We start from the raw sequence: 21146 nt of genomic DNA on the forward strand, positions 1-21146 counted from the left end.
CTGCATCAGCGGCATCCGTGGCGATCACGTCATCGTCGATCACAACGTCTTCCGGCGCGCCGAGCACGTCGTCGCAGCAGATGCGCACGCCGCGCGATCCAGCTGCCGGTGATATCGAGCGGCTCCGCCTTGGGCCCGCGACGCGGACGACCTCGACCGCATTGTCGGGCGCATCCTCGCCATCGAGCGAGCGAAGCGCACGACAACCGGCCTCGTGATGGGCGAGCTCGTGCGGCACCCAATTGGGCAACCGCTCGGCGCCTGACGACGGCACCGCCCAGCTGGTTCCCAGCCCGGGGCGCTCTAGGCTCGGAGCAGGCCATGCCAGAACGAAGCAGTGTTGGAGGAAGCAGAGTTGGAGAGAGCAATGTTTGGGAAAAGCTCGCACATCTCCCGATCAGTGAGGCCCCTCGCGCTCGGCGCCGCCGTCGCGGCCGTGCTGCTGTTGGCGGCCTGCACGCCGGTTGCGGGTGCCCCGGCGCCTGTGGCGCCCTCGGAAGCGACGGTCCCGGCATCCGCCAACGACACCGACCTGCACTTCCTCGCGATGATGACGCCGCATCACGAGCAGGCCGTGCAGATGAGCGACATCGTGCTCGCGGCGGACGAGGTGACGCAGCAGACCCGCGACATCGCCGAGCGAATCCGCGCCGGACAGCAGCACGAGATCGACGTCATGCTCGGTTGGGTGGCGGACTGGCAGCAGGAGCCGCTGCTGGAACAGCACTCCACTCACATCGCCAACGGCATGGTCACGCCCGAGCGGATGGACGCCCTCGCCGCCCTCGGCGGGGCGGATGTTGAGCGCACCTTCCTCGAGGAGATGATCTTCCACCACGAGGGCGCCATTGCGATGACGCAGGATCAGATCGACAACGGCGGCTACGCCGAGCTGCGCGAGCTGGCGCAACAGATGATCGACGTGCAGACCGCGGAGGTCGCCGAGATGACACAGCTGCTCGGCCGGTGAGCGCGCGCCCGCTGCTCGCCACGGTCGTCATCCTCGCTCTGCTCGCGCTGACCGCCTGCCAGGGCGCGGCGGGTGCCGGCGGCACGGTGCGCCTTCCCCCGACCTCCGGCGGCTTCGACTACCAGCTCGGCGGCGCATACGACCCCGCCGGCTCGACCGCCGTGCTCGTGCGCGACGCCAGCGCCGAACCGCATCCGGGGTGTACAACGTCTGCTACGTGAACGGCTTCCAGACCCAGCCAGGGGAGTCCGCCGAGTGGGCGTTGGCGAACGGAGGACTGCTGCTGCACGACCGCGACGGCGGCTTGGTCGTCGACCCTCATTGGCCGGACGAGTACATCCTCGATCCGGGGTCCGCGGCGTCCCGCCTGGCCATCTTCGACCGCGTCGCCCCGGTGATCCGTGGCTGCGCGGCAAAGGGGTTCGATGCGATCGACCTCGACAACCTGGACACGGCCGGCCGGTTCACGGATGCCGCCACCGGGCGCATCGACCCGGGCGGGGTGCTGCAGCTGGCACGGATGTACGTGCGGGAGGCGCACGAGCTCGGTCTGGCCGTCGGGCAGAAGAACGCGGCCCAGCTGGCCGCGACCGGGCGGAGCGACCTCGGCTTCGACTTCGCGATCGCCGAGAGCTGCGCCGTGTACGACGAGTGCGCCGCCTTCCGGGCGGGCTACGGGGAGCATGTGCTGCAGGTCGAGTACACTGACGCCCTGCCTGCGGGCTTCGACGCCGTCTGCGACTCGGCTGATCGGGCACCGCTGACGATCCTGCGTGACCGGCCCTCAGTGCCCCGGCGCCGAAGGCTACGCCTACGCGCAGTGCCCCGCCGGGGGCTGAGCCGCCTCAGCCGAGGAGTGTTCCCTCCGCGGCGGCATTGGGCTGCGGATCGGGGAGCCGCCGCATCCGGAAGCCGTTCAGCAGCCCGATGGCTCCAGCGAGGATGGGGATCAGCAGGGCGATCTGCAGGGCGAGCGGGCGCGCATCCGTGTTGATGCGGATGATTTCCGCCTGGACCTCCGCCGGCTGCCCCACGAGCAGTTCCTCCAGGGCGTTGTTCGTCATGATCTCTGCATCGTCCTCAAGCACCTGAGCGACCTGCGCCTGCTCGGCGGCGGGCAGGACGGTGCTGCTCATTGCCAGGGTGGTGAAGATGAGGGAGAGCGACGCAAGCATGATCGCACCCGCGAAGGCGAGCCCGAACGACAGGCCGAACGAGCCGGCCGCCGAGTTCACTCCGGCCGCCTCACTGACGCGCTCATCGGAGACGGGGGAGAGGGTGTAGTTGTTCAACTGGGAGACGAGCAACCCCAGGCCGCAACCCGAGATGATCAGCGGCACCAGCAGCCACCAGCCTGAATCGGCGCGCGGCACCAGGGGGATCAGGATGATGAGGCCGGCGATCAGGAGGGCGAACCCCCACAGGATTCTGGTCGCCGGGCGGCGGCGGCCGACCCGTTTTCCGACGAGCAATGCAACGGCGAACATGCTGAGCGACAGCGGCGCGATCGACAGCCCGGCCTGCAGTGCGTTGTACCCGAGCACCATCTGGAGGTAGATGGGCAGCACGATCATCGTTCCGCCGAGAGCGATCTGCTGAAGCATCTGGCCGCTGACCCCAGGCGGAACAGCTTCGATTTGAACAGCTCCGGGTCGATCAGCGTCGGCCTGTCCAGCCGCTTGCGCCGGACCAGCCAGTAACCCAGGCCTCCCAGCCCGACCGCGCCGACGGCGAGCAGCGCTCCGACGGCCCCGCCACCCTCCTGCCAGACCAGGATCCCGATCACGATGCCGCCCATGCCCACGACCGAGAGCACGGCGCCGACGGCATCCACCTGTCGAGTCCCGGTGTACGGCACGTCGTGGACGAGCTTGATGCCGCTGAGCACGACGACGATGACGAGCGCCTCGAGGGCGAATGCGACCCGCCACGACAGGAACGTCGTGATGAACCCGCCGATCAACGGTCCGACGGCGGCCGCGATGGCCGCAGATGCGCCGACCGTCGCGTACACCCGCGCCTGCGCCGCCCCCTCGAAGTTGCCGTGGATGAGCGATTGCATCGACGGCAGGAGGAGTGAGGCCCCGAGGCCCCCGATCACGGCCCAGAAGATGATGATCGGCAGCAGCGACTGGGTCAACGTCATCGCGACGGCCCCCGTCGCGTAGCAGAGCAGGCCGATGACGTAGGCGCGCTTGCGGCCGATGAGGTCGCCGACCTTGCTGCCGATCAGGATGAACGCGGCCGAGACGAGCGCCTCCAGGGCGATGGCCCCCTGGATGCCGCTCACAGTAGAGCCGATGTCGTGCACGACGGCCGAGATCGAGACATTCATGATTGACGTGTCGACCACCAGCACGAACATCGCCATGGCGAGGAGGAGTGCAAGCCGGCTGTTGAACGGTGCCGGGGCGGAGTCGGAAGAGCTCATGGCCGTGCGCCTCTCGTGACGGGGAACGTCCCGCGCACCGGTGGCACGTGAGCCGCCCTCCTCGATGGGCAAAGTCTCGCAGCCGATGCCCGCGCTCGGCAACACGCGGAGTACCCCGTCTCGGGCGTTGGTGGCGTGTCGGAGGCCCCCTGTAGTGTGAAAACACTCCCATCCACCGGCACAGTGAGGCTCCACAGTGGTATTGCTCTCCCTCGCGCTTCAACACGCGAAGCCCTACAAACTCTGGATCCTCGCGGTCGTCGTGCTGCAGTTCATCTCGACGATGGCGGCGTTGTACCTACCGAGCCTGAACGCGCAGATCATCGATACCGGCATCGCCAGCGGCGACACCGACTTCATCTGGTCGACCGGCATGACGATGCTGCTGGTCTGCCTCGTGCAGGTGGTCACCGCGATCGGCGGCATCTACTTCGGGGCGCGCACCGCGATGGCCATCGGCCGCGACCTCCGCCGTGAGGTGTACCGCAAGGTCGACTCCCTCGGAGCGCTCGAGCTCGCCCGCTTCGGCAGCGGCACCCTGATCACCCGTGGCACGAACGACGTGCAGCAGGTGCAGATGCTCATCCTGATGACCCTCAACTTCATGGTGGCGACGCCGATCATGTGCATCGGCGGCATCGTCATGGCCCTCCGCGAGGATGCCAGCCTCTCGTGGCTGCTCTGGGTGTCCGTCCCCGTCCTCTTCGTGATCGTCGGCACGCTGGTCTACCTGCTGATGCCGCTGTTCCGCCAGATGCAGGACCGCATCGACGGCATCAACAGTGTGCTGCGCGAGCAGATCATCGGCATCCGGGTGGTGCGCGCCTTCGTGCGCGAGCCGTTCGAGTCGGAGCGCTACCGCGTCGCCAACGAGCAGCTCACCCGGGTCTCCGTCAAGGTCGGCAACCTCTTCGTGCTGATGTTCCCCGTGATCATGATGATCCTGCACCTGGCCACCGCCGCCGTGCTCTGGTTCGGCGGCCAGCGGGTCGACGCCGGTGAGATCCAGGTCGGCTCGTTGACGGCGTTCCTGCAGTACCTGCTGCAGATCCTGATGGCCGTGATGATGGGCGTCTTCATGGTGATGATGATTCCCCGTGCCGTGGTCTGTGCCGAGCGCATCCAGGAGGTGCTGGGCACCGTCTCCAGCCAGAAGCAGCCGACCGGCCCGGAACTGCCCACCCCGGCGTTCGGCGCGGTCGAGTTTCGCAACGTGAGTTTCGGCTACCCCGGCGCCGAGCGCCCGGTGCTGGACGGGGTGAGCTTCATCGCAGCCCCCGGCACGACCACTGCCATCGTCGGGTCGACCGGTGCCGGCAAGACGTCGCTGATCAACCTGATCCCGCGGCTCTACGACCCGCAGCAGGGTGAGGTGCTGATCGACGGGGTGTCGGTCAACGACTTGAGCCGCGCCCAGCTCTCCAGCGTGGTCGGGTTGGTCTCCCAGAAGCCTTACCTGTTCTCCGGCACCATCGGCTCCAACCTGCGCTTCGGCCGGGTGGGCGCGAGCGATGACGAGCTTTGGCAGGCGCTGCGCGTGGCCCAGGGCGAGGACTTCGTCCGTGAGAAGGAGCTGGGGCTGGAATCCGCCGTCTCCCAGGGCGGCACCAACGTCTCCGGCGGCCAGCGGCAACGCCTCTGCATCGCGAGGGCGCTCGTTGCCCAGCCCCGCGTCTACCTGTTCGACGACTCCTTCTCGGCGCTGGACGTCGCGACCGACGCGCGCCTGCGCGGCGCCCTTTCCGACGCCACCGGCGACGCGACCGTGATCATCGTCGCCCAGCGGGTGTCGACGATCACGGATGCCGATCAGATCCTGGTCGTGAACGACGGCTCCATCGTCGGGCGCGGCACCCATGAAGAACTGCTGGAGAGTAACGAGACGTATCGCGAGATCGTGCAATCGCAGCTCAGCGTCGAGGAAGTGGCCTGATGGCAACGGACGAAACCCCCAACGAGAACCTCTCGGTCGAGTACACGCCCACCGAGGCCGACGGCGACATGTTCGGCGGCGCCCCGGCCAAGAAGGCCCAACACTTCTGGCCGTCAGCCAAGCGGCTCATGGGTCTGCTGCGCCCGGAGCGGGCCAAGATGAGCTTCGTGGTGCTGCTGGTGATCATCTCGGTGGTCTTCACGGTGATCGCGCCCAAGGTGCTCGGACAGGCCATGGACGTCATCTTCAACGGCGTGCTCGGCAAGCAGCTGCCGGCCGGAGTGCCGCTCGACGATGTCATCGCCCAACTTCGCGCGGAGGGCAACACTCAGTTCGCCGACATGCTCTCGGGAACCTCGGTCGTTCCGGGGGAGGGCATCGACTTCGTCCGGCTCTCCCAGCTGATCTTCATCGTGCTGGGGCTCTACCTCGTCGCGTCCTTCCTGACGTGGGCCCAGGGTTTCATCCTGAACGGCCTCGTCATGCGCATCGTCTACAAGCTGCGCCAGGACATCGAGGAGAAGCTGAACCGCCTGCCGTTGAGCTACTTCGACACCCGGCAGCGCGGTGACCTGATGTCGCGCGTCACGAACGACGTCGACAACGTGCAGGCCGCGCTGCAGCAGGCGTTCTCCCAGCTGGTGCAGTCGCTGCTGACCGTCATCGGCATCGCCGCGATGATGTTCATCGTCTCCTGGCAGCTCGCCCTGATCGCCCTGATCGCGCTGCCGCTGTCCGCGTTGATCGCCGGCGTCATCGGCGTCCGCTCACAGAAGCTCTTCGCCGCGCAATGGAAGAACACGGGCGCGCTGAACGGGCACATCGAGGAGACCTTTTCCGGCCAGGAAATTGTGCGTGCATTCGGCAGGGACAAAGAGATGCTCGAGGAGTTCGACGCCCGCAACGACCAGCTGTTCACGGCCTCCTTCGGCGCCCAGTTCGTATCGGGCATGATCATGCCGGCGATGACCTTCGTCTCCTACCTGTCGTACGTGATGATCGCCGTCGTGGGCGGGCTGCGCGTGGCATCCGGCCAGATGACGCTCGGTGATGCGACCGCATTCATTCAGTACTCGCGCGAGTTCACCCAGCCGATCAGCGAGATGGCCAGCCTGGCCAACATGCTGCAGTCCGGCGTCGCCTCCGCCGAGCGCACGTTCGAGCTACTCGACGCCGAGGAACAGGAGCCCGACCAGGTCAGCGCCAGCTTGCCGGAGCCGACCGACGGCCACGTCGAGTTTCAGGGCGTCTCGTTCCGCTACAGCGAGGACGTTCCATTGATCGAGAACCTCTCCTTCTCGGCAGAGCCGGGCCACACCGTGGCAATCGTGGGTCCGACAGGAGCGGGCAAGACCACGCTGGTGAACCTGGTGATGCGCTTCTACGAGCTCACCGCGGGCCGGATCCTGCTCGACGGCGTCGACGTGCACACGTTGAGCCGCGACGAGCTGCGCTCACAAGTCGGGATGGTGTTGCAGGACGCCTGGCTGTTCGGCGGCACGATCCGCGAGAACATTCGCTACGGCCGGCTCGACGCCACCGACGAGGAAGTCGTGGCCGCGGCACAGGCCACCATGGTCGACCGCTTCGTGCGCCAGCTGCCGCACGGCTACGACACCGTGCTGGATGCCGATGGCGGCAGCGTCTCGGCCGGCGAGCGGCAGCTCATCACGATCGCGCGGGCGTTCATCGCGAACCCCTCACTGTTGATCCTCGACGAGGCGACGTCCTCCGTCGACACCCGCACCGAGCTGCTCGTGCAGCAGGCCATGGCCGCGCTGCGCAGTGACCGGACCTCCTTCGTGATCGCGCACCGGCTCTCCACGATCCGGGACGCCCACACGATCCTCGTGATGGAGTCAGGCCGCATCGTCGAGCAGGGCAACCACGAGGAGCTGCTGGCGCGGCGCGGAGCCTACTTCGCGCTGTACCAGGCGCAGTTCCAGGGAGGGGTGTCGGCGGACGACGACGCGTTCGAGAGTGACGAGGCGTTGGAGCCGAACTAGGCGAGGATCGCGTCGACGGCCGCGTCGCCGCGGAGTTCCCGCATTCGTTCGATCACCCGGTCGACGGCCGGAATGGTGAGCGAGGCGCAGACCACGCTGTTGGCGCCCAGCGACTCCAGGCCGCCTGCACGGATACGGATGACCTCCCAGCCGACCTCGGCCAGTGCGTCGTCCTTCTCTCGGTCGGAGGCCTGCTTGAGGCCGCGGTGCGCGCGCCTGCTGCGACCCGGGTCGTCGTACTCGACGGCGATGCGGAGCGCGGGTATCACGATGTCGGGCCACGCCTCCTGCCGTCCGTAGAACATGCGCGCCAGCCGGATCGTATTGACACCGCGGGGCACCGTGATGCGCTCGGCCAGCAGCATCCGCAGTCGCTGCTCTGTCATCGATGTGCGGGTGCGCAAGCCCGCATTCATCGACGCAACGCCGGCCTCCCGCACGGCGGCCGCGCCGCTCGCGTTGCGGATGCACTTGGCGCAGCTTGGCCCGCTCAGCATGGCAAGCACGGTGGCCTGGTAGCGGTCGTGGCCGCGCGGGCACACCCAGGTGTACTCGGCACCAACCCGGGTCTCATTCGCCAGCAGCGCCCGCTCTGGCGGGGCGACCTTGCGCAGGAGCTCAGCGCGGGAGCGCTGGGTCTCGGCGATCAGCATGCAGAGCGGGCAGGCACGCTGCAGGGTGAGCACGCGCGACCCGTCCTCCGCCGCAGCGGCGCTCGCGCCGTGCCCGCATCGGAAACTCACCGCAACCATCCCGATTTCCCTTCGTCGACCCGCAAGCAGGCTACCCCGCTCCGCCGACACCGGCGTGTGCGCTTGACCCCAAACGGGGGTCAACGCACAATGGGCACGTAGACGAGCTGAGTCTCCCGGTGAAAGGCGAACGATGAGCGACCCGAACGATCTCCCGCACGACTCCGCGGAGCCGATTCCTGCAGAACCCGCCCAACGGACGGAGGAGTTCTCGGTGGCGCCCGCGGAATCGGAGTCGGAAGCCGACGAGCGCTCGGCCGCCGATGCGCCTGCCCGGCAGTCGCTCAGCGCCGACCAGAACATTCGACTGATGATCGTTGTCATCGTCGGCGTCGTCGCGCTGTTCTTCGCCTTCGGCCTGCTGGCGTTGTTCAGCCCGACCTCGGCCAGCGTCGCGGCACTGGCTGTGATCGCGACACCGATCGCGTCGATCGTCGCCGCCTACTACGGCATCACGTTGAGCATCCAGCAGGTGCGCGCCGCTCAGGCGGAGCGCGCGCTCGCGTTGGACCGGCTCGCGGCCGCGGAGCAGTCTGCCCGCGAGTCCGATGTGTGGGCGGCCCAGCTGGAATCCGCACTGCGGGTCGCGAAGGTGAAGCTGAACGCCGCCAGGGTGCCGAGCGTGGACGTGGACCGCGCTGCCGGGGTCGACGCCGACTTCTTCTAGCCCGCGGCGCCCTGCCGGGCGATCTTGCGGCGCACGCGGGCCAGCGCGCGGTCGCGGGGGAGGTGCCGCAGGCGTCGCGGCAGCCGCGGGTACAGGGCCCGGACGACGGCGAGGGTGCGCTCGAAGCGGGCCTGCTGGCGGGCATCCCACGGCAGGTCGTGCAGCTCACGCACGCTGACCGGCAGCATGCCGATGCTGAGCAGGCGGATGAGCGGCATGGCCCCGCGGAACGCCACGGGCAACGTGCGGGGGTTCAGCAGCGAGGCGATCACCGCGGCGCTCTCCGGAGTTGCCTGCAACGCGGCGAGCGCGTCGCCCCAGTACTGCTCGAACGCCTCCCTGTCTGCCGGCCAGTGCTCGACCGGCATCTGCAGGCGGGCACCCAACGCGGCGTAGTCGCGGTAGACGGCCTCGCCCGACGCGGCGTCGAGCGGGCGGAGCAGGTGCTCCTGCACCTGCATGGCGGCGTAGTACAGGGTCGCGGCCACCCAGAGCTGCAACCGCGGATCGAAAGCGTTGTACCCGGGCGTCGACTCCCGGTCGTGCACGGGGCCGTGCGCGCGGTTGACGCCGCGCACCACGAAGTCGACCATCGCCTGATCGCCGAAGGCCACCGTGTATACGTAGTCCAGGGTGCCGAACAGCCGGTCCAGCGGGCGCCCGGTGAAGTCGCTGTGCCGGGCGACACCGCGGCCAACGGCCGGGTGCGCCAGCTGCAGCAGGATCGCCGCGCCGCCGCCCGCGAGTAGCGCAGCCTCGCCCGCCACATCGGCCAGGCGGAGGGGCGCGGCCGCAGTCGCGGGGTGGGGTGGCTGGGCGGGCGTAGGCATCCCTTGCACGGTACCTCCTCAGCCTGAACGTCGGGGGAGCAGCGCGGGGGACCGCCCAGCCGGCTCGGTTACACTCGCTCCAATGGCCAGAGCACCCCGGAACCGCGTCACGATCGCCACCCTGCTGATGCTGCCACTCCTGCTCGGCTCCACCGCCTGCGCCAGTCCGGGCGTCGGTGGCGCACAGCCCGCGCACACCCCGAGCGCCACGCCGAGCACGACATCAACCCCCGTCGCCCCGCCGGACGCCGCCGAGCTCGCGCTGGCCGCGATGCCGCTCGAGCAGAAGATCTCCTCCCTTCTCATGCTGCACGCGCCCGGCACCGACGGAGCGGCACTCCGCGCCTTCGTGGACCGCTACCGGCTCGGCGGGCTGATCCTGATGGGCGACAACATGCCCGGCGGCACCGACGCGACAGACCTCGCCGCGCTCGGCGCGCTCACCGCCACAATCCGTGGCACAGACGCGTTCCCGCCGCTCATCGGCATCGATCAGGAGGGCGGCGACGTCATGCGCATCGGCCCCGACCCGGCACCGGGCGCCGACACGCTGCGCGGCATGCCGGCCGCGGCCACCGCCGACGCCTTCCGGGCTCGCTCCGAACTACTGGCGAGCGCCGGCATCGCCGTGAATTTCGGCGTGGTCGCCGACGTCAGCGCCGACCCTGGCTCCTTCATCTACACGCGATCCTTCGGGTCGGACGCCGCGGCCAGCAGCGAGCGGGTGGCCTCCGCTGTAGCCGGTGAGAAGAACCACGTGCTCAGCACGCTCAAGCACTTCCCGGGTCACGGCGCAGCCCCCGGCGACTCCCACCACACCGTGCCGAGCAGCGCGATGGGGCTGGAGGAGTGGCGCGCCACCGAGGCACCTCCGTTCCGGGCGGGCATCGACGCCGGCGCCGAGCTCGTGATGTTCGGGCATCTCGCCTACGACGCCATCGATGCGGCGCCCGCCAGCCTCTCACCGGAATGGCATCGCCTGCTCCGTGAGGAACTGGGCTTCACTGGCCTGGCCATCACCGACGACATGCGGATGCTGCAGGATTCCGGCGACCCGCGCTACGCGGACCCCGTCGCGAACACCATCGCGGCGTTCGCAGCGGGCAACGACGTGGTGCTGCTGACCCTGCCGGCCGACCCTGCCACCGTCGGGGTGGATATCGACGCGATGATCGCCGGCGTCGCGGCGGCCGTGCGCACCGGCGCGATCGATGCCGCCCAGATCGACGATTCCGTGCTCGCCGTTCTGCGCGTCAAAGAAAATCTGAATAGTTCGGAATAACAATCTAGGAGCATGCGTTTGCATACATCACGGCCGACGCACCGGCCCTCGATTCTCAAGAAAGTAGCTTCATGACTGCAACGCTCGAAACCACCATCCCCGGCTACCGCGCAGGCACCTGGGTCATCGACCCGACGCACAGCGAGGTCGGATTCAGCATCCGTCACCTGATGATCAGCAAGGTCAAGGGCAAGTTCGAGCGCTTCAACGCCACGTTCGTCACCGCAGAGAACCCCCTCGAGTCCACCGTCACCGCGTCGGCCGAGGTCACCTCTGTGAACACGAACGAGCCCACCCGCGACGGCCACCTCCGCACCGGCGACTTCTTCGAGGCCGAGACCTACCCGACCATCGACTTCGTGTCGACCGGTGTCCGCGTTGAGAAGGGCGACTTCCTCGTCGACGGCAATCTCACCATGAAGGGCGTGACCAAGCCCGTCACGTTCGAGTTCGACTTCGGCGGCTTCGGCACCGACCCCTACGGCAACTACAAGGCCGGCGCCACCGCGAAGACCACTGTCAACCGCGAGGACTTCGGCCTCACCTACAACGCGGCCCTCGAGACCGGCGGAATGCTGCTCGGCGACACCGTCACGATCTCGCTCGAGCTGCAGGCAGCGCTCGAGCAGTAATCGGCATCATCGTCTGAGCAGGGCGCCCCGGCTTCGGCCGGGGCGCCCTGTTTCTGTTTGTCGCTGAATCGCACCCGACGCTCAGGGATCTCACATCAAGGGTCGTTCAGGGTTGAGTGCATGCCAGGATTCCCCAGCGCCGCCCGAACGGGCAGAACACGGCCACCGGCGAGGCGCGCCGCGGCCCGCGTCGTCGCTGTCGCCGCGCTCGCCCTGGCCGCGGCGATCCTGCTGCACCCCGTGATCCCCGGCGCAGTCGGCACCGCCATCGCAACGGTGTTGCCGTGGCTGGGCCTCGTGGTGCTTGCCCTGCTCGTCGTCGCCCTGCTCACGCGTCGACGGGTGTGGATCGTCACATTGGTGCCCCTCGTCGCCTGGCTGGCTCTCGTCGCGCCGCTCGCGGTGCCGCTGCAGGACGTTCCGGCCGCGCAAGCCGGGGAGTACTCGATGACCGTTGCCAGCCAGAACGTCGAGGCCGGCTCCGGCGGCGCCGCCGAGTCGGCGCTGACCCTGGCTGCCCAGGATGCCGACGTGATCGCGCTGGAGGAGATGGACGGCGCCGCGCGGGCAGAGGTGCGGGAAGCCATCGACGGGGACTACCCCTACTTGTACACGGTGGGAACGGTCGGCCTGTGGAGCCGGTACCCCATCGTCAACGAGCAGCCTCTCGAGCTCGGCCTCGGCTGGAACCGCGCGCTGGCCGCCGACCTCGAGACGCCGAGCGGCCTGGTGAGCATCTACGTGGTGCACGCCGCATCCCTGCGCCCCGGAGCCCAGAGCGACCGCGACGGCATGCTCGCCCGGCTCGCCGAGATCGTCGCCCAGGACGAGAACGAGCGGGTGCTCGTCGTCGGTGACTTCAACGCCACCGTCACCGACCCCGCCATGCGCGCCCTGCAACGCACGGTGCGCGAGCCCAACCAGTCGAAAGCCTCGCTCGGGTTCACCTGGCCCAGCACGGCGCCGATCGCACGGATCGACCACATCTTCCAGGCCGGGTTGACGCCGCTGGAGAGCTCCGTGCTGCAAGCCGGAAACAGCGACCACCGCGCCGTGCTCAGCCGCTTCGGCTTCTAAGCCCCAGCCGGGAGAGGGCGGTGCCGACCAGCGGGCTCACCGCGAAGGCGAGGAACGCCCACGAGCCGATGAACGGCGCCAGCACAACCACGACGACACCGGCCAGGAGCGCGCCGAACGCCCTCCGGCCACTCTGGCGCACCTCGGCATCCGTCATGTCGTCGAGCAGGCCGCGCGAGCGCTTCGCGACGTACTGCCAGAGCACCCAGCCCAAGACCAGCACGCACAGGAAGTTGAGCGGCAGCGCGAGACGCCCGATCAGCATGTCGCCGAAGTCGGCGTTCAAGGTCGTCGTGAACGGGATGAGCACAATGCCGAGCAGGCGCAGGGAGTTGAGCCAGAGCACCGTGCTGTCGACGCGCCTGATGTGCTCGAACTGGCTCGCGTGCACCATCCACAGCATGCAGAGCAGCAGGAAGCTGATGACGAAACTCAGCACGCTGTCGGAGATCGAGCCGAGTGCGTGCCAAAGCTGGTCATTGCTGGTGATCGCACCGAGGTGGTCGATCGAGAGGTCGAGCACCAGGAGCGTTGCCGCGATGGCGAACACGCCGTCCGAGAACGCCTCCAGGCGTCGCGGCGACTGCGTGCCAGCCTCCTCAGTCACCGACGATCTCCTCCCGCACGCGGCGGAGGTCCTCCAGCAGCGAGCCGATCAAGATCCAGTGTTCGGGATGCGGCGTGGCGATGACGAGGGGAGCGGTGAGCGCCAGCGGCTCCGGCTCCTGCTCTGCCTGCTCGGCGGTGACGTCGTCCGGCTCGAACAGCAGGCGCAGGTCGTGTGCGGCCCGTCTCAGCTCGACAGCGATGGCGTGCACGGTCGGCTCCTCGCGCAGACTGTCGTCGTAGTGGTCACGCACCGCCCTCGTCATCCCGAGCACGCGGTTCACCAGCGGTGACAGGCGCGCCAGCAACGCTGCCTCCGCCTCCACGGCGCCGCCGAAACGCGATCGCCGCGGGTTGAAGGCGAGGCTCTCCCTGCCCTGGGTCACGGCATCGCTCGCCTTCGCCTGCATGGGCCGCAGCAGCCGGGCGTTCAGCAGCAGCTCCTCGAGCTGGGCGGGGCGCATCGGCTCCTCGAGCGCCCCGGCGAGCCGTTCGATCGTGGCGGCGAGCTCTCGCCCGAGTGCGGTCACGCTCTCTTGGGCGGGTGTAAGCAGCACGGGTGGGGCGATGCTGATCGCGACGATGAAACCGACGGTGGCGCCGATCAGCGTCTCGATGATCCGCTCGGCCGCGTAGCCGGGCGTCGTCGTGCCGAGAGCCAGCACAAGCATGGCGCTGATCGGGATCTGGTTGGCGGATGCTGGCGTGAGCCGCAGCGCCCAGCCGATGAAGATGGAGACGACGATGGTCGTCAGGATGATCCACTCGCTGCCGCCGAACAGCTGGGCGATGACGGTGGCGACGATCACGCCGGCGATGACCCCGACGGAGCGTTCGATGGCCCGGCCGAGGGTCTGGTTCACGCTCGGTTGCACGACGAGCAGCGCCGCGATCGCGGCGAAAATCGGCAGGTCGGTTGGCAGCAGGAACTGGGCGATCACCCAGGCCAGCACCGAGGCGAACGCCACCTTCGTCACTTGCAACAGCGGCAGCCGGCTGGACGCCTGGATGCGAGAAGTCATGCGCACGTCCTCAGGCTACTGCCGCACCTGGCCGCGCACGTCGAGTTCGCCCGCACGCACGCCGAGGAAGTGGGCATACCGGTTGCCCGCGCGCCGCAGCGCGGCCACCTGCGCCGCGCCCACCGGGCCGAACGGCTCGATGTCGATCTGCACGCCGCGCCCCGCTCCCGAGCCACCGGCCACGCGGCGCCGCCACGTGCCGACGACCCTCCCTGCAACCACGACGATCGGCCGGAACACCCCGTTCTTGCCCGGAACGATGCGCTCCTGGTGTTCCAGGTCGGCCGAGGCCTGCCGGTCGCGATAGCCGAGGAAGTACTCGTCGAAGGCGGGCAGCAGCCAGGCGGATGCGGCGAAGCGGCGCCGTGCCGCGGCAATGTCGGCCGCGGCATCCGCGTCCGCGATGTCCAGCTCGGCCGGCATCCAGTAGCTCGTGTCGCCGATGACCCGCTCGACCAGCAGCGGGCGCGCGACCTGGAGCCCGCGTTTCGCCTCGGCGACGGTCAGCTTGCTCCACCAGACGAAGTCCTGCAGCGTGGCCGGCCCATGGCCGCGCAGGTAGCGGAGCAGGAACTCGGCGAAGGCCTCATCGGGCTCGAGCCGCCGCGGGTTTCGCACCCACTCGTCCAGCAGCACCAGGGCCTGCGCGTTGCCGGCGGTCGGGCCCCAGCAGAGCGTCCCCGTTTGGGCGAGGAACCAGATCAGGTGGTAGCCGCGGTTACCGGCGGTGCTGATACCGTTCCGCTCCAGCATGTCTTGGAACGCCGCGCGGGTGAGGCTCTGTCCGCCGGAGAGCGCCTCGACGGCCAGCTCCCGCGCGCGCTCATGCACAGCTGACGTCAGCCCTTGGGCCTCGTGGGTCGGCCGGGCCTGTGCGAGCAGGCGCGCGGTGGTGCACTGCTGCATCCAACCGAGGTCCTCGCCCGGCACGAAATGCAGCGTTCCGCGCATCGGCCAGGAGCGCACGATCTCGCCGGCGTCGATCGCGGCGTCCAGCCCGGCCAGCGTGCTGCCGGGGGAGCGGACCCCGATCGCCCACTTCGCGGCGGCGAGATCCTGCGCCTGCAGCGCCAGCAGCGAGCCCACCACGGCGGCCGGCGCCGCGGCATCCGCTGGGAACAATCCCTGCGCCCTGGCCCGCAGCAGCGCGATCTCACGGTGTGCCGAATCCCTCGCCATCGCCCCAGTATTCTGCATCGGGCACTTGTGCAGGGTGAGCTTCGGTAGAATGGTGCGTTGCGCCTCATTTCGGATGACCGTGCGCACCCACCCCCACACTTCCCGGACACCCCCTGTCCCCAATCGAAACGGATGCGCCGTGCTGAACGTTCAAGACCTCGAGATTCGCGTCGGAGCGCGCGTGCTCATGGAGAACGTGAACTTTCGCGTATCCGCCGGTGACAAGATCGGCCTCGTCGGCCGCAACGGTGCCGGCAAGACCACGCTGACCAAGACCCTCGCGGGCGAGACGTTGCCGACCGGCGGCACCATCGAGCGCACCGGCGAGATCGGTTACCTGCCGCAGGACCCGCGCTCCGGCGACCCGGAGATGCTGGCCCGCACCCGCATCCTCGACGCCCGCGGCCTCGGCACCATCGTGCTCGAGATGCAGCAGGCGACGATTGACATGGGCAGCAGCGACACGGCCGTCGCCGAGGCCGGCATGAAGAAGTACGGCAACCTGACCGACCGCTTCCAGGCGCTCGGCGGCTATGCCGCAGAGGCAGAGGCCGCGTCCATCGCGAGCAACCTCAACCTGCCCGACCGCATCCTCGAGCAGCCGCTGAAGACCCTCTCCGGTGGTCAGCGCCGCCGCATCGAGCTGGCCCGCATCCTGTTCTCGGATGCCGGCACCATGATCCTCGATGAGCCGACGAACCACCTCGACGCCGACTCCGTCGTCTGGTTGCGCGACTTCCTGAAGAACTACAAGGGCGGCTTCATCGTGATCACCCACGATATTGAGCTCGTCGGCGAGACCGTCAACCGCGTGTTCTACCTGGACGCCAACCGCATGGTCATCGACACCTACAACATGAACTGGAAGAACTACCAGCGTCAGCGTGCCGCCGACGAGGAGCGCCGCAAGAAGGAGCGCTCCAACGCCGAGAAGAAGGCCGGCGTGCTGCAGATGCAGGCCGCCCGCTTCGGCGCCAAGGCGTCCAAGGCTGCCGCCGCCCACCAGATGGTGGCCCGTGCCGAGAAGCTGCTCGCCGGCCTCGACGAGGTGCGCGTCGCAGACCGCGTCGCCAAGCTGCGCTTCCCGACGCCCGCCGCCTGCGGCAAGACACCGCTGATGGCCGAGAACCTGAGCAAGAGCTACGGCTCGCTCGAGATCTTCACCGCCGTCGACCTCGCGATCGACCGGGGTTCCAAGGTCGTCATCATCGGCTTGAACGGTGCCGGCAAGACGACGCTGCTGCGCATCCTCGGCGGCGCCGACCAGCCGGACACCGGCACGATCCAGCCCGGCCACGGTCTGCGCATCGGCTACTTCGCGCAGGAGCACGAGACGATCGACGTGGGCCGCACCGTGCTCGAGAACATGGTCTCCTCCTCGCCGAACATCACGGAGACCGAGGCCCGCAAGGTGCTCGGATCGTTCCTGTTCACGGGCGACGACGGCCACAAGAAGGCCGGCGTGCTCTCCGGTGGCGAGAAGACCCGTCTGGCCTTGGCCATGATCGTCGTCTCCGGCGCCAACGTTCTGCTGCTCGATGAGCCCACGAACAACCTCGACCCCGCCAGCCGCCTCGAGATCCTCGATGCGCTCGCGCACTTCGAGGGTGCCGTCGTCCTGGTCAGCCACGACCCGGGTGCCGTTGAGGCGCTGAACCCCGAGCGCGTGCTGATCCTGCCCGACGGTGTCGAGGACCACTGGAACAAGGAGTACGCGGACCTCATCGCACTGGCGTAAGGCGGATGTCGGCTAGGCGACGGGATACTTGAAGCCCACGTGTGAGCCGACGAAGCCGAGCCGCTCGTAGAAGCGGTGTGCGTCGGTCCTGGCCGCGTCCGAGGTGAGCTGCACCAAGCTGGAGCCGAGCGCCGGCGCGGCCGTGTCGGTGACCCAGCGCATCATGGCACCGCCGATCCCGGCGGAGCGCTGCGTGCTGCTCACCCGAACAGCTTCCACCAGAAGACGGGTGGAGCCGCGTCGGGCCATGCCGGGGATGCGGGTCAGCTGCATGGTGGCGATGGGGGAGCCGGCGGCATCCGTCGCCCCCGCCGCCACGACGATGAGGAGCTCGTTCGACGGGTCGGCGACGATCTGCTCGAGCGCCCTGAGGTACGCGGCGCGGTCCCCGGCATCGGCGACGTCGCCGCGGGAGGCGCTGACCGGGTCGTCGGAGAGCAGCGCCATCAGGGCATCCAGATCGGAAGCGGATGCGCGCCGCAGTGTGAATTCCGCGGTGCCGCTCCCTGTGCTCCCTCCGGGGCCGGTGTGCAGCGCGATCGGGAGCGTGAGTTCGGCGAGCATGCACCCATCATGGCAGCAGCCCGCGGGGAGATCCGCGGGGAGATCCGCGGGGAGGGCTAGCCCTGCCGCTTCAAGGAAGATATATTCCTGAAAGGGGCATGGTCTCGACGCTGACGTCATGCCGCAGTTCGCGGGGGAGAGTGATCAGTGACGGTTCCGGGGGGAAACGGCAGTGTGGTGTGCGCGGTGATCGTGTCGCCGCGCGCCTTGTTACGCATGGTGACGGCGACAATCGTGGCGCGGCATCCGAACGTGCAGGTGGTTGGAGAGGCCGCGACGCTCCGCGAGGCGGGGCTTGTGGTCGCCGGCACGCTGCCGGAGCTCCTCGTCGTCGACCTGGACATCCCGGATCCGGTGTCGGCGCTGGAGCGCCTGGTCGCGAAGGCCGGCCCGGACGCCTCGATCCTCGGCTTCGACGCCCCACGCGCGCCGCACGCCTCCGCCTCTGCCCGACTTCTCGGCGGGATGCCGCGGGCCACCGTCGTTCACCACGATGCCGGTCAGGAGGCCTTCCTCGGGGCTCTCTCGGCGTTGCTCGCTGAATCCGCGCCGTTGGTCGTGGGCGCGCAGCGGGCGGGAGCGCCGCTGCTGACCGCCCGCCAGACCGAGACTCTGGCGCTGGCCGCCGATGGCATGTCCAACGCCCAGATCGCGGAGCGCCTGTACATCTCGGTGGGCACCGTCAAGCGGCACCTCTCCGACGCCTTCATCGCGCTCGGAGCGCGCTCACGCGTCGAAGCGATCAATCGCGCCCGCTCGGCGGGGCATCTGGACGAGGCGGCCGCTGCGGCGTTGACGTTCACGCGTGCACGCAGCGCGTAACTTCTACCTCGTGTGCTAGCCGGCAGGCGGAGCGGGCTTCCGTGCGCCGACGGTGATCTCCACCGCGGAGCCGGCCCGGAGCGGTGTTCCGGCCGGCGGATTGCTGGCCGTCACTCGCCCGTCCTGCGCCTCACCGGTGACGGGCACCGTCGAGACGTGCACGCTGAAGGCGGACAGCGCTGCGCGTGCCTCCTTCTCACTCAGCCCGACGACGGCGGGCAGCAGGACCAATGCGCCGTTGCTCGTGTACACGTTCAGCACGGATCCCTGCGGGGCGGTGCCGGCTGGCTCGGTGGAGGAGACCTGGCCGGCGGGCAGTTCCGAATCCTGTGGGCCCGCGTCGGCCACACCGAAGCCGGCACCCTCGAGGATGCTGCGTGCCTCGTCCAGGCTGCGCCCGCGCACATCGGGGATGTCGCGGAGCACGACGCGGAACGCCGAAGAATCGGGTTCGGCGAACGCGGCGCCGCCCCAGCGGGCATCCGCGTTGGCCATGATGCGCGGCCAGATGCGGTGGCGTGCGGTCGCGGCGGCGCCGCTGTCGAAGTCGAGACGGCGCAGGTTCGCGTCGTTGACCACGTTGCCGACCCAGACGGCCGTGGCCGCGGTCGTGCTCGCGCCGATCATCCAGGTGTCCTTGGCGTCGTCGGTCGTGCCCGTCTTGCCGATGTGCGGAACATCGAAGCCCGTGTTCGACGCCTCGGCCGTGCCGCCGCCGGCAAAGGTCTGTCGCATGGCGTAGGCCATCGCTGCGGCGACCGACGGCGTGACGGACTGCCGACAGTTCGATTTCGGCGGCGCGATCTCGGCGCCGGTGCGGTCGAGGATGCGGTCGATGACGATGGGGTCGCATGTCACCCCGTTATTGGCGATACCCGCGAATGCGGCGGCCATCGTGAGCGGCGCCACCTCCTGGGTGCCGAGCACATCGGAGGGGTTCATCTGCAGCGGGTCGCCGTTTGCGCGGTGGATGCCGAATGCCTCGGCGGTCTGCTTGATCTTGCAGAGGTCCAGCTTCGCTGCCATCGCCATGAAGCCGGAGTTCACCGACCACTTCGTCGCGTTCACGGCGTCGCTGGCGATGCGGCCGTCGTCGTTGCGGGGGTCGAAGCGTTCGGTGAAATTGCCGTTGCAGCTGTCGATCCACCGGGAGAAGACCTGCTTGCGCCCGTCGAAGGACTCGCGCAGCGAGTGGCCGGCGTTCAGCCATTCGGCGAGGGTGAAGACCTTGTACGTCGATCCGGGTTGGAAGCCGCTGGAACCGCCGTAGTCGATATCGGTGTTGTAGTTGAGCGAGGTCCAGCCGGGGCCGTTGGCCTCGAGGATCTCCGGGTCGTTGCTGAAGCTCTTGTTCTGCGCCATGGCGAGCACACGGCCCGTTCCCGGCTGCACGGTGACGGCGGTGGCGCCGACGTCGAAGCGCGGGTCAACGCTGGGCACGTTCTCGTTGACCGCGGCCTCCGACGCGACCTGCAACTCCAGGTCGAGGGTGGTGTAGATCTCCATGCCGCCGCGGCGGAGGTTCTCGATGCGCTCGTCCGGCGTCGCGCCGAAGGCGTCGTCGTTGCGAATCGTCCAGTAGACGTAGTCGCAGAAGAAGCCGGAGCCGCCGGCCTCATGGCATCCGGTACTCGGCGAGGTGATGACGGGAGTGACCGGGACGGCGACGGCCGCGGCGTGCTGCTCAGCGGTGATCTTCTTGTGTTCCAGCATCCGGTCGAGGATGTAGTCCCTGCGCAGGTGGTTCGCCTGGTAGCCGTTCGCTGCGCCGTTCTTCTCGCTCTCGGCCCGATCGAGGCGGAACTTCTCTGGATTGTTCACGATCGCGATCAGGCTCGCCGCCTGCTCCAGAGTCAGGTCCTTCGCACTCACACCGCCGAAGTAGTACTTGCTGGCCGCCTCGATCCCATACACGGTTCCCCCGAAGTGGGCGATGTTGAGGTAGCCCCGCAGGATCTCGCTCTTCGAGTACTTCTTCTCGAGCGCGATCGCCATCCGGATCTCTTTCAGCTTGCGATTCGCGGTCGGCGCGATGGCGAGCGCGACGGCCGCTTCTTTCTCCTCCTCCGTGCCCGCCGCCATCACGGCATTCTGCACGAGCACGTTCTTGACGTACTGCTGGGTCAGCGATGATCCGCCCTGCGGGTCGTTCTCATTGAACAGTGTGATCGCAACCGCGCGCACAGTGCCCTGCAGGTCGACGCCGCCGTGGTCGTAGAACCGCGGGTCCTCGACGGCCACGGCCGCGTCCTTCGCGAACTGGGAGATGCGGTCCCAGCCGACCTCTTCACGATTCTGCTCGTAGAAGGTCGCCAGCTTGCGATCCGTGCCGTCGGGATTAGTCGCATAGATGTTGGAGCCCTCGGCCAGCTCGCCGATCGAGAGCGCGCTCGGCAGGCCCTCGAAGATGCTGATCGATCCGTTCGCAGCGACGCCGGCCAGCGCGAGCGCGGGGGTGACGGCGGCAGTGATGAGCACCCCGGCGACGGCGCTCAGCGCGACGAAGCCGAGCAACCCACCCGTTGCACCCAGGAACGTGCGGTCGTCTTCAGCCATGGGGAGAGGCTACGGGAGCAGTCGACAGCGGGATGGAGGCTCACGGGTCGACCCGCTCAAATGGTGGGGCCTGGCGCCA

19 protein-coding genes and 1 pseudogene are annotated in these 21146 nt (G+C 68.6%); 11 read left to right on the forward strand and 9 right to left on the reverse strand.

All coding sequences use genetic code 11. The annotated features are described in order from the left end of the window. The first annotated feature begins 400 nt into the window (after positions 1-400). The 3 genes from AWU67_RS05805 to AWU67_RS17955 are packed head-to-tail and all read left to right on the forward strand — an operon-like array spanning position 401 to position 1964. Positions 401-970: a DUF305 domain-containing protein gene (locus AWU67_RS05805; protein WP_160329724.1), complete on the forward strand. Its 570-nt coding sequence runs from the start codon at positions 401-403 to the stop codon at positions 968-970. Beyond that, positions 967-1191 carry a hypothetical protein gene (locus AWU67_RS17675; protein ID WP_067227140.1) on the forward strand — a complete coding sequence of 75 codons (225 nt, stop codon included), beginning with the start codon at positions 967-969 and terminating at the stop codon, positions 1189-1191. The genes AWU67_RS05805 and AWU67_RS17675 overlap by 4 nt, the downstream gene beginning before the upstream one ends. Then, positions 1188-1964 carry an endo alpha-1,4 polygalactosaminidase gene (locus AWU67_RS17955; RefSeq protein ID WP_335339034.1) on the forward strand — a complete coding sequence of 259 codons (777 nt, stop codon included), beginning with the start codon at positions 1188-1190 and terminating at the stop codon, positions 1962-1964. The genes AWU67_RS17675 and AWU67_RS17955 overlap by 4 nt, the downstream gene beginning before the upstream one ends. 262 nt (positions 1965-2226) lie before the next feature. Here the strand turns inward: AWU67_RS17955 and AWU67_RS17960 are convergent. Both AWU67_RS17960 and AWU67_RS17965 read right to left on the reverse strand, forming a co-directional pair. Further along, positions 2227-2574: pseudogene (locus AWU67_RS17960) on the reverse strand (MFS transporter); the annotation flags it as partial. Then, entirely contained in the window at positions 2541-3401 is an 861-nt protein-coding gene (locus tag AWU67_RS17965) for an MFS transporter (protein ID WP_335339035.1), read from the reverse strand. The pseudogene AWU67_RS17960 and the gene AWU67_RS17965, both read right to left, overlap by 34 nt. A gap of 196 nt (positions 3402-3597) precedes the next feature. Here AWU67_RS17965 and AWU67_RS05820 point away from each other — a divergent pair, with 196 nt between their 5' ends. After that, positions 3598-5334: an ABC transporter ATP-binding protein gene (locus AWU67_RS05820; RefSeq protein WP_067227141.1), complete on the forward strand. Its 1737-nt coding sequence runs from the start codon at positions 3598-3600 to the stop codon at positions 5332-5334. Next, a complete protein-coding gene (locus tag AWU67_RS05825) occupies positions 5334-7340 on the forward strand; it encodes an ABC transporter ATP-binding protein (RefSeq protein WP_067227142.1) in 2007 nt (668 codons plus the stop codon). The genes AWU67_RS05820 and AWU67_RS05825 overlap by 1 nt, the downstream gene beginning before the upstream one ends. On the opposite strand, the gene AWU67_RS05830 is transcribed toward AWU67_RS05825, so the two are convergent. Further along, positions 7337-8092, reverse strand: coding sequence for a hypothetical protein (locus tag AWU67_RS05830; protein ID WP_067227143.1), 756 nt, complete (start codon positions 8090-8092; stop codon positions 7337-7339). The two genes, AWU67_RS05825 and AWU67_RS05830, sit on opposite strands and share 4 nt — an antisense overlap. Before the next feature lie 133 nt (positions 8093-8225). On the opposite strand from AWU67_RS05830, the gene AWU67_RS05835 reads away from it, so the two are divergent. Next, positions 8226-8759, forward strand: coding sequence for a hypothetical protein (locus AWU67_RS05835; RefSeq protein ID WP_067227144.1), 534 nt, complete (start codon positions 8226-8228; stop codon positions 8757-8759). Here the strand turns inward: AWU67_RS05835 and AWU67_RS05840 are convergent. Continuing rightward, positions 8756-9589 (reverse strand): oxygenase MpaB family protein, encoded by an 834-nt coding sequence (locus AWU67_RS05840; protein ID WP_067227145.1) that lies wholly within the window; start codon positions 9587-9589, stop codon positions 8756-8758. The genes AWU67_RS05835 and AWU67_RS05840 overlap by 4 nt on opposite strands. A gap of 82 nt (positions 9590-9671) precedes the next feature. Here AWU67_RS05840 and AWU67_RS05845 point away from each other — a divergent pair, with 82 nt between their 5' ends. The 3 genes from AWU67_RS05845 to AWU67_RS05855 all read left to right on the forward strand — a co-directional run bounded on the left by AWU67_RS05845 (position 9672) and on the right by AWU67_RS05855 (position 12580). Beyond that, on the forward strand, positions 9672-10871 hold the full coding sequence (locus tag AWU67_RS05845; RefSeq protein WP_067227146.1) for a glycoside hydrolase family 3 N-terminal domain-containing protein: 1200 nt from the start codon (positions 9672-9674) through the stop codon (positions 10869-10871). Positions 10872-10942: 71 nt separating this feature from the next. Then, the gene (locus tag AWU67_RS05850; protein WP_067227147.1) at positions 10943-11503 is read left to right on the forward strand and encodes a YceI family protein; all 561 of its coding nucleotides are present in this window, start codon (positions 10943-10945) and stop codon (positions 11501-11503) included. 120 nt (positions 11504-11623) lie between these two features. Continuing rightward, complete coding sequence (locus AWU67_RS05855; protein ID WP_067227148.1) at positions 11624-12580, forward strand: endonuclease/exonuclease/phosphatase family protein; 957 nt, start codon at positions 11624-11626, stop codon at positions 12578-12580. On the opposite strand, the gene AWU67_RS05860 is transcribed toward AWU67_RS05855, so the two are convergent. Genes AWU67_RS05860 through AWU67_RS05870 form a run of 3 tightly spaced genes read right to left on the reverse strand, consistent with a single transcriptional unit; the run spans position 12561 to position 15387 of the window. Next, complete coding sequence (locus AWU67_RS05860) at positions 12561-13187, reverse strand: TMEM175 family protein (RefSeq protein ID WP_067227149.1); 627 nt, start codon at positions 13185-13187, stop codon at positions 12561-12563. The genes AWU67_RS05855 and AWU67_RS05860 overlap by 20 nt on opposite strands. After that, on the reverse strand, positions 13180-14208 hold the full coding sequence (locus AWU67_RS05865) for an FUSC family protein (RefSeq protein WP_335339036.1): 1029 nt from the start codon (positions 14206-14208) through the stop codon (positions 13180-13182). The genes AWU67_RS05860 and AWU67_RS05865 overlap by 8 nt, the downstream gene beginning before the upstream one ends. A gap of 15 nt (positions 14209-14223) precedes the next feature. Next, positions 14224-15387 carry a winged helix DNA-binding domain-containing protein gene (locus AWU67_RS05870; protein ID WP_067227151.1) on the reverse strand — a complete coding sequence of 388 codons (1164 nt, stop codon included), beginning with the start codon at positions 15385-15387 and terminating at the stop codon, positions 14224-14226. 139 nt (positions 15388-15526) lie between these two features. Between AWU67_RS05870 and AWU67_RS05875 the strand changes: the two genes are divergently transcribed. After that, the gene (locus AWU67_RS05875) at positions 15527-17125 is read left to right on the forward strand and encodes an ABC-F family ATP-binding cassette domain-containing protein (RefSeq protein ID WP_067227152.1); all 1599 of its coding nucleotides are present in this window, start codon (positions 15527-15529) and stop codon (positions 17123-17125) included. 12 nt (positions 17126-17137) lie between these two features. Here the strand turns inward: AWU67_RS05875 and AWU67_RS05880 are convergent, their stop codons facing one another. Continuing rightward, complete coding sequence (locus tag AWU67_RS05880; protein WP_082716801.1) at positions 17138-17689, reverse strand: GNAT family N-acetyltransferase; 552 nt, start codon at positions 17687-17689, stop codon at positions 17138-17140. 216 nt (positions 17690-17905) lie between these two features. On the opposite strand from AWU67_RS05880, the gene AWU67_RS05885 reads away from it, so the two are divergent. Further along, positions 17906-18511, forward strand: a complete 606-nt coding sequence (locus AWU67_RS05885) for a response regulator transcription factor (RefSeq protein ID WP_067227153.1) — start codon at positions 17906-17908, stop codon at positions 18509-18511. A 15-nt stretch (positions 18512-18526) separates the two neighbouring features. Here AWU67_RS05885 and AWU67_RS05890 read toward each other — a convergent pair whose 3' ends face one another. Further along, a complete protein-coding gene (locus tag AWU67_RS05890) occupies positions 18527-21067 on the reverse strand; it encodes a transglycosylase domain-containing protein (protein WP_067227154.1) in 2541 nt (846 codons plus the stop codon). Positions 21068-21146: the final 79 nt, after the last annotated feature.

The organism is Microterricola viridarii, assembly GCF_001542775.1.
Taxonomy (GTDB): Bacteria; Actinomycetota; Actinomycetes; order Actinomycetales; family Microbacteriaceae; genus Microterricola; species Microterricola viridarii_A.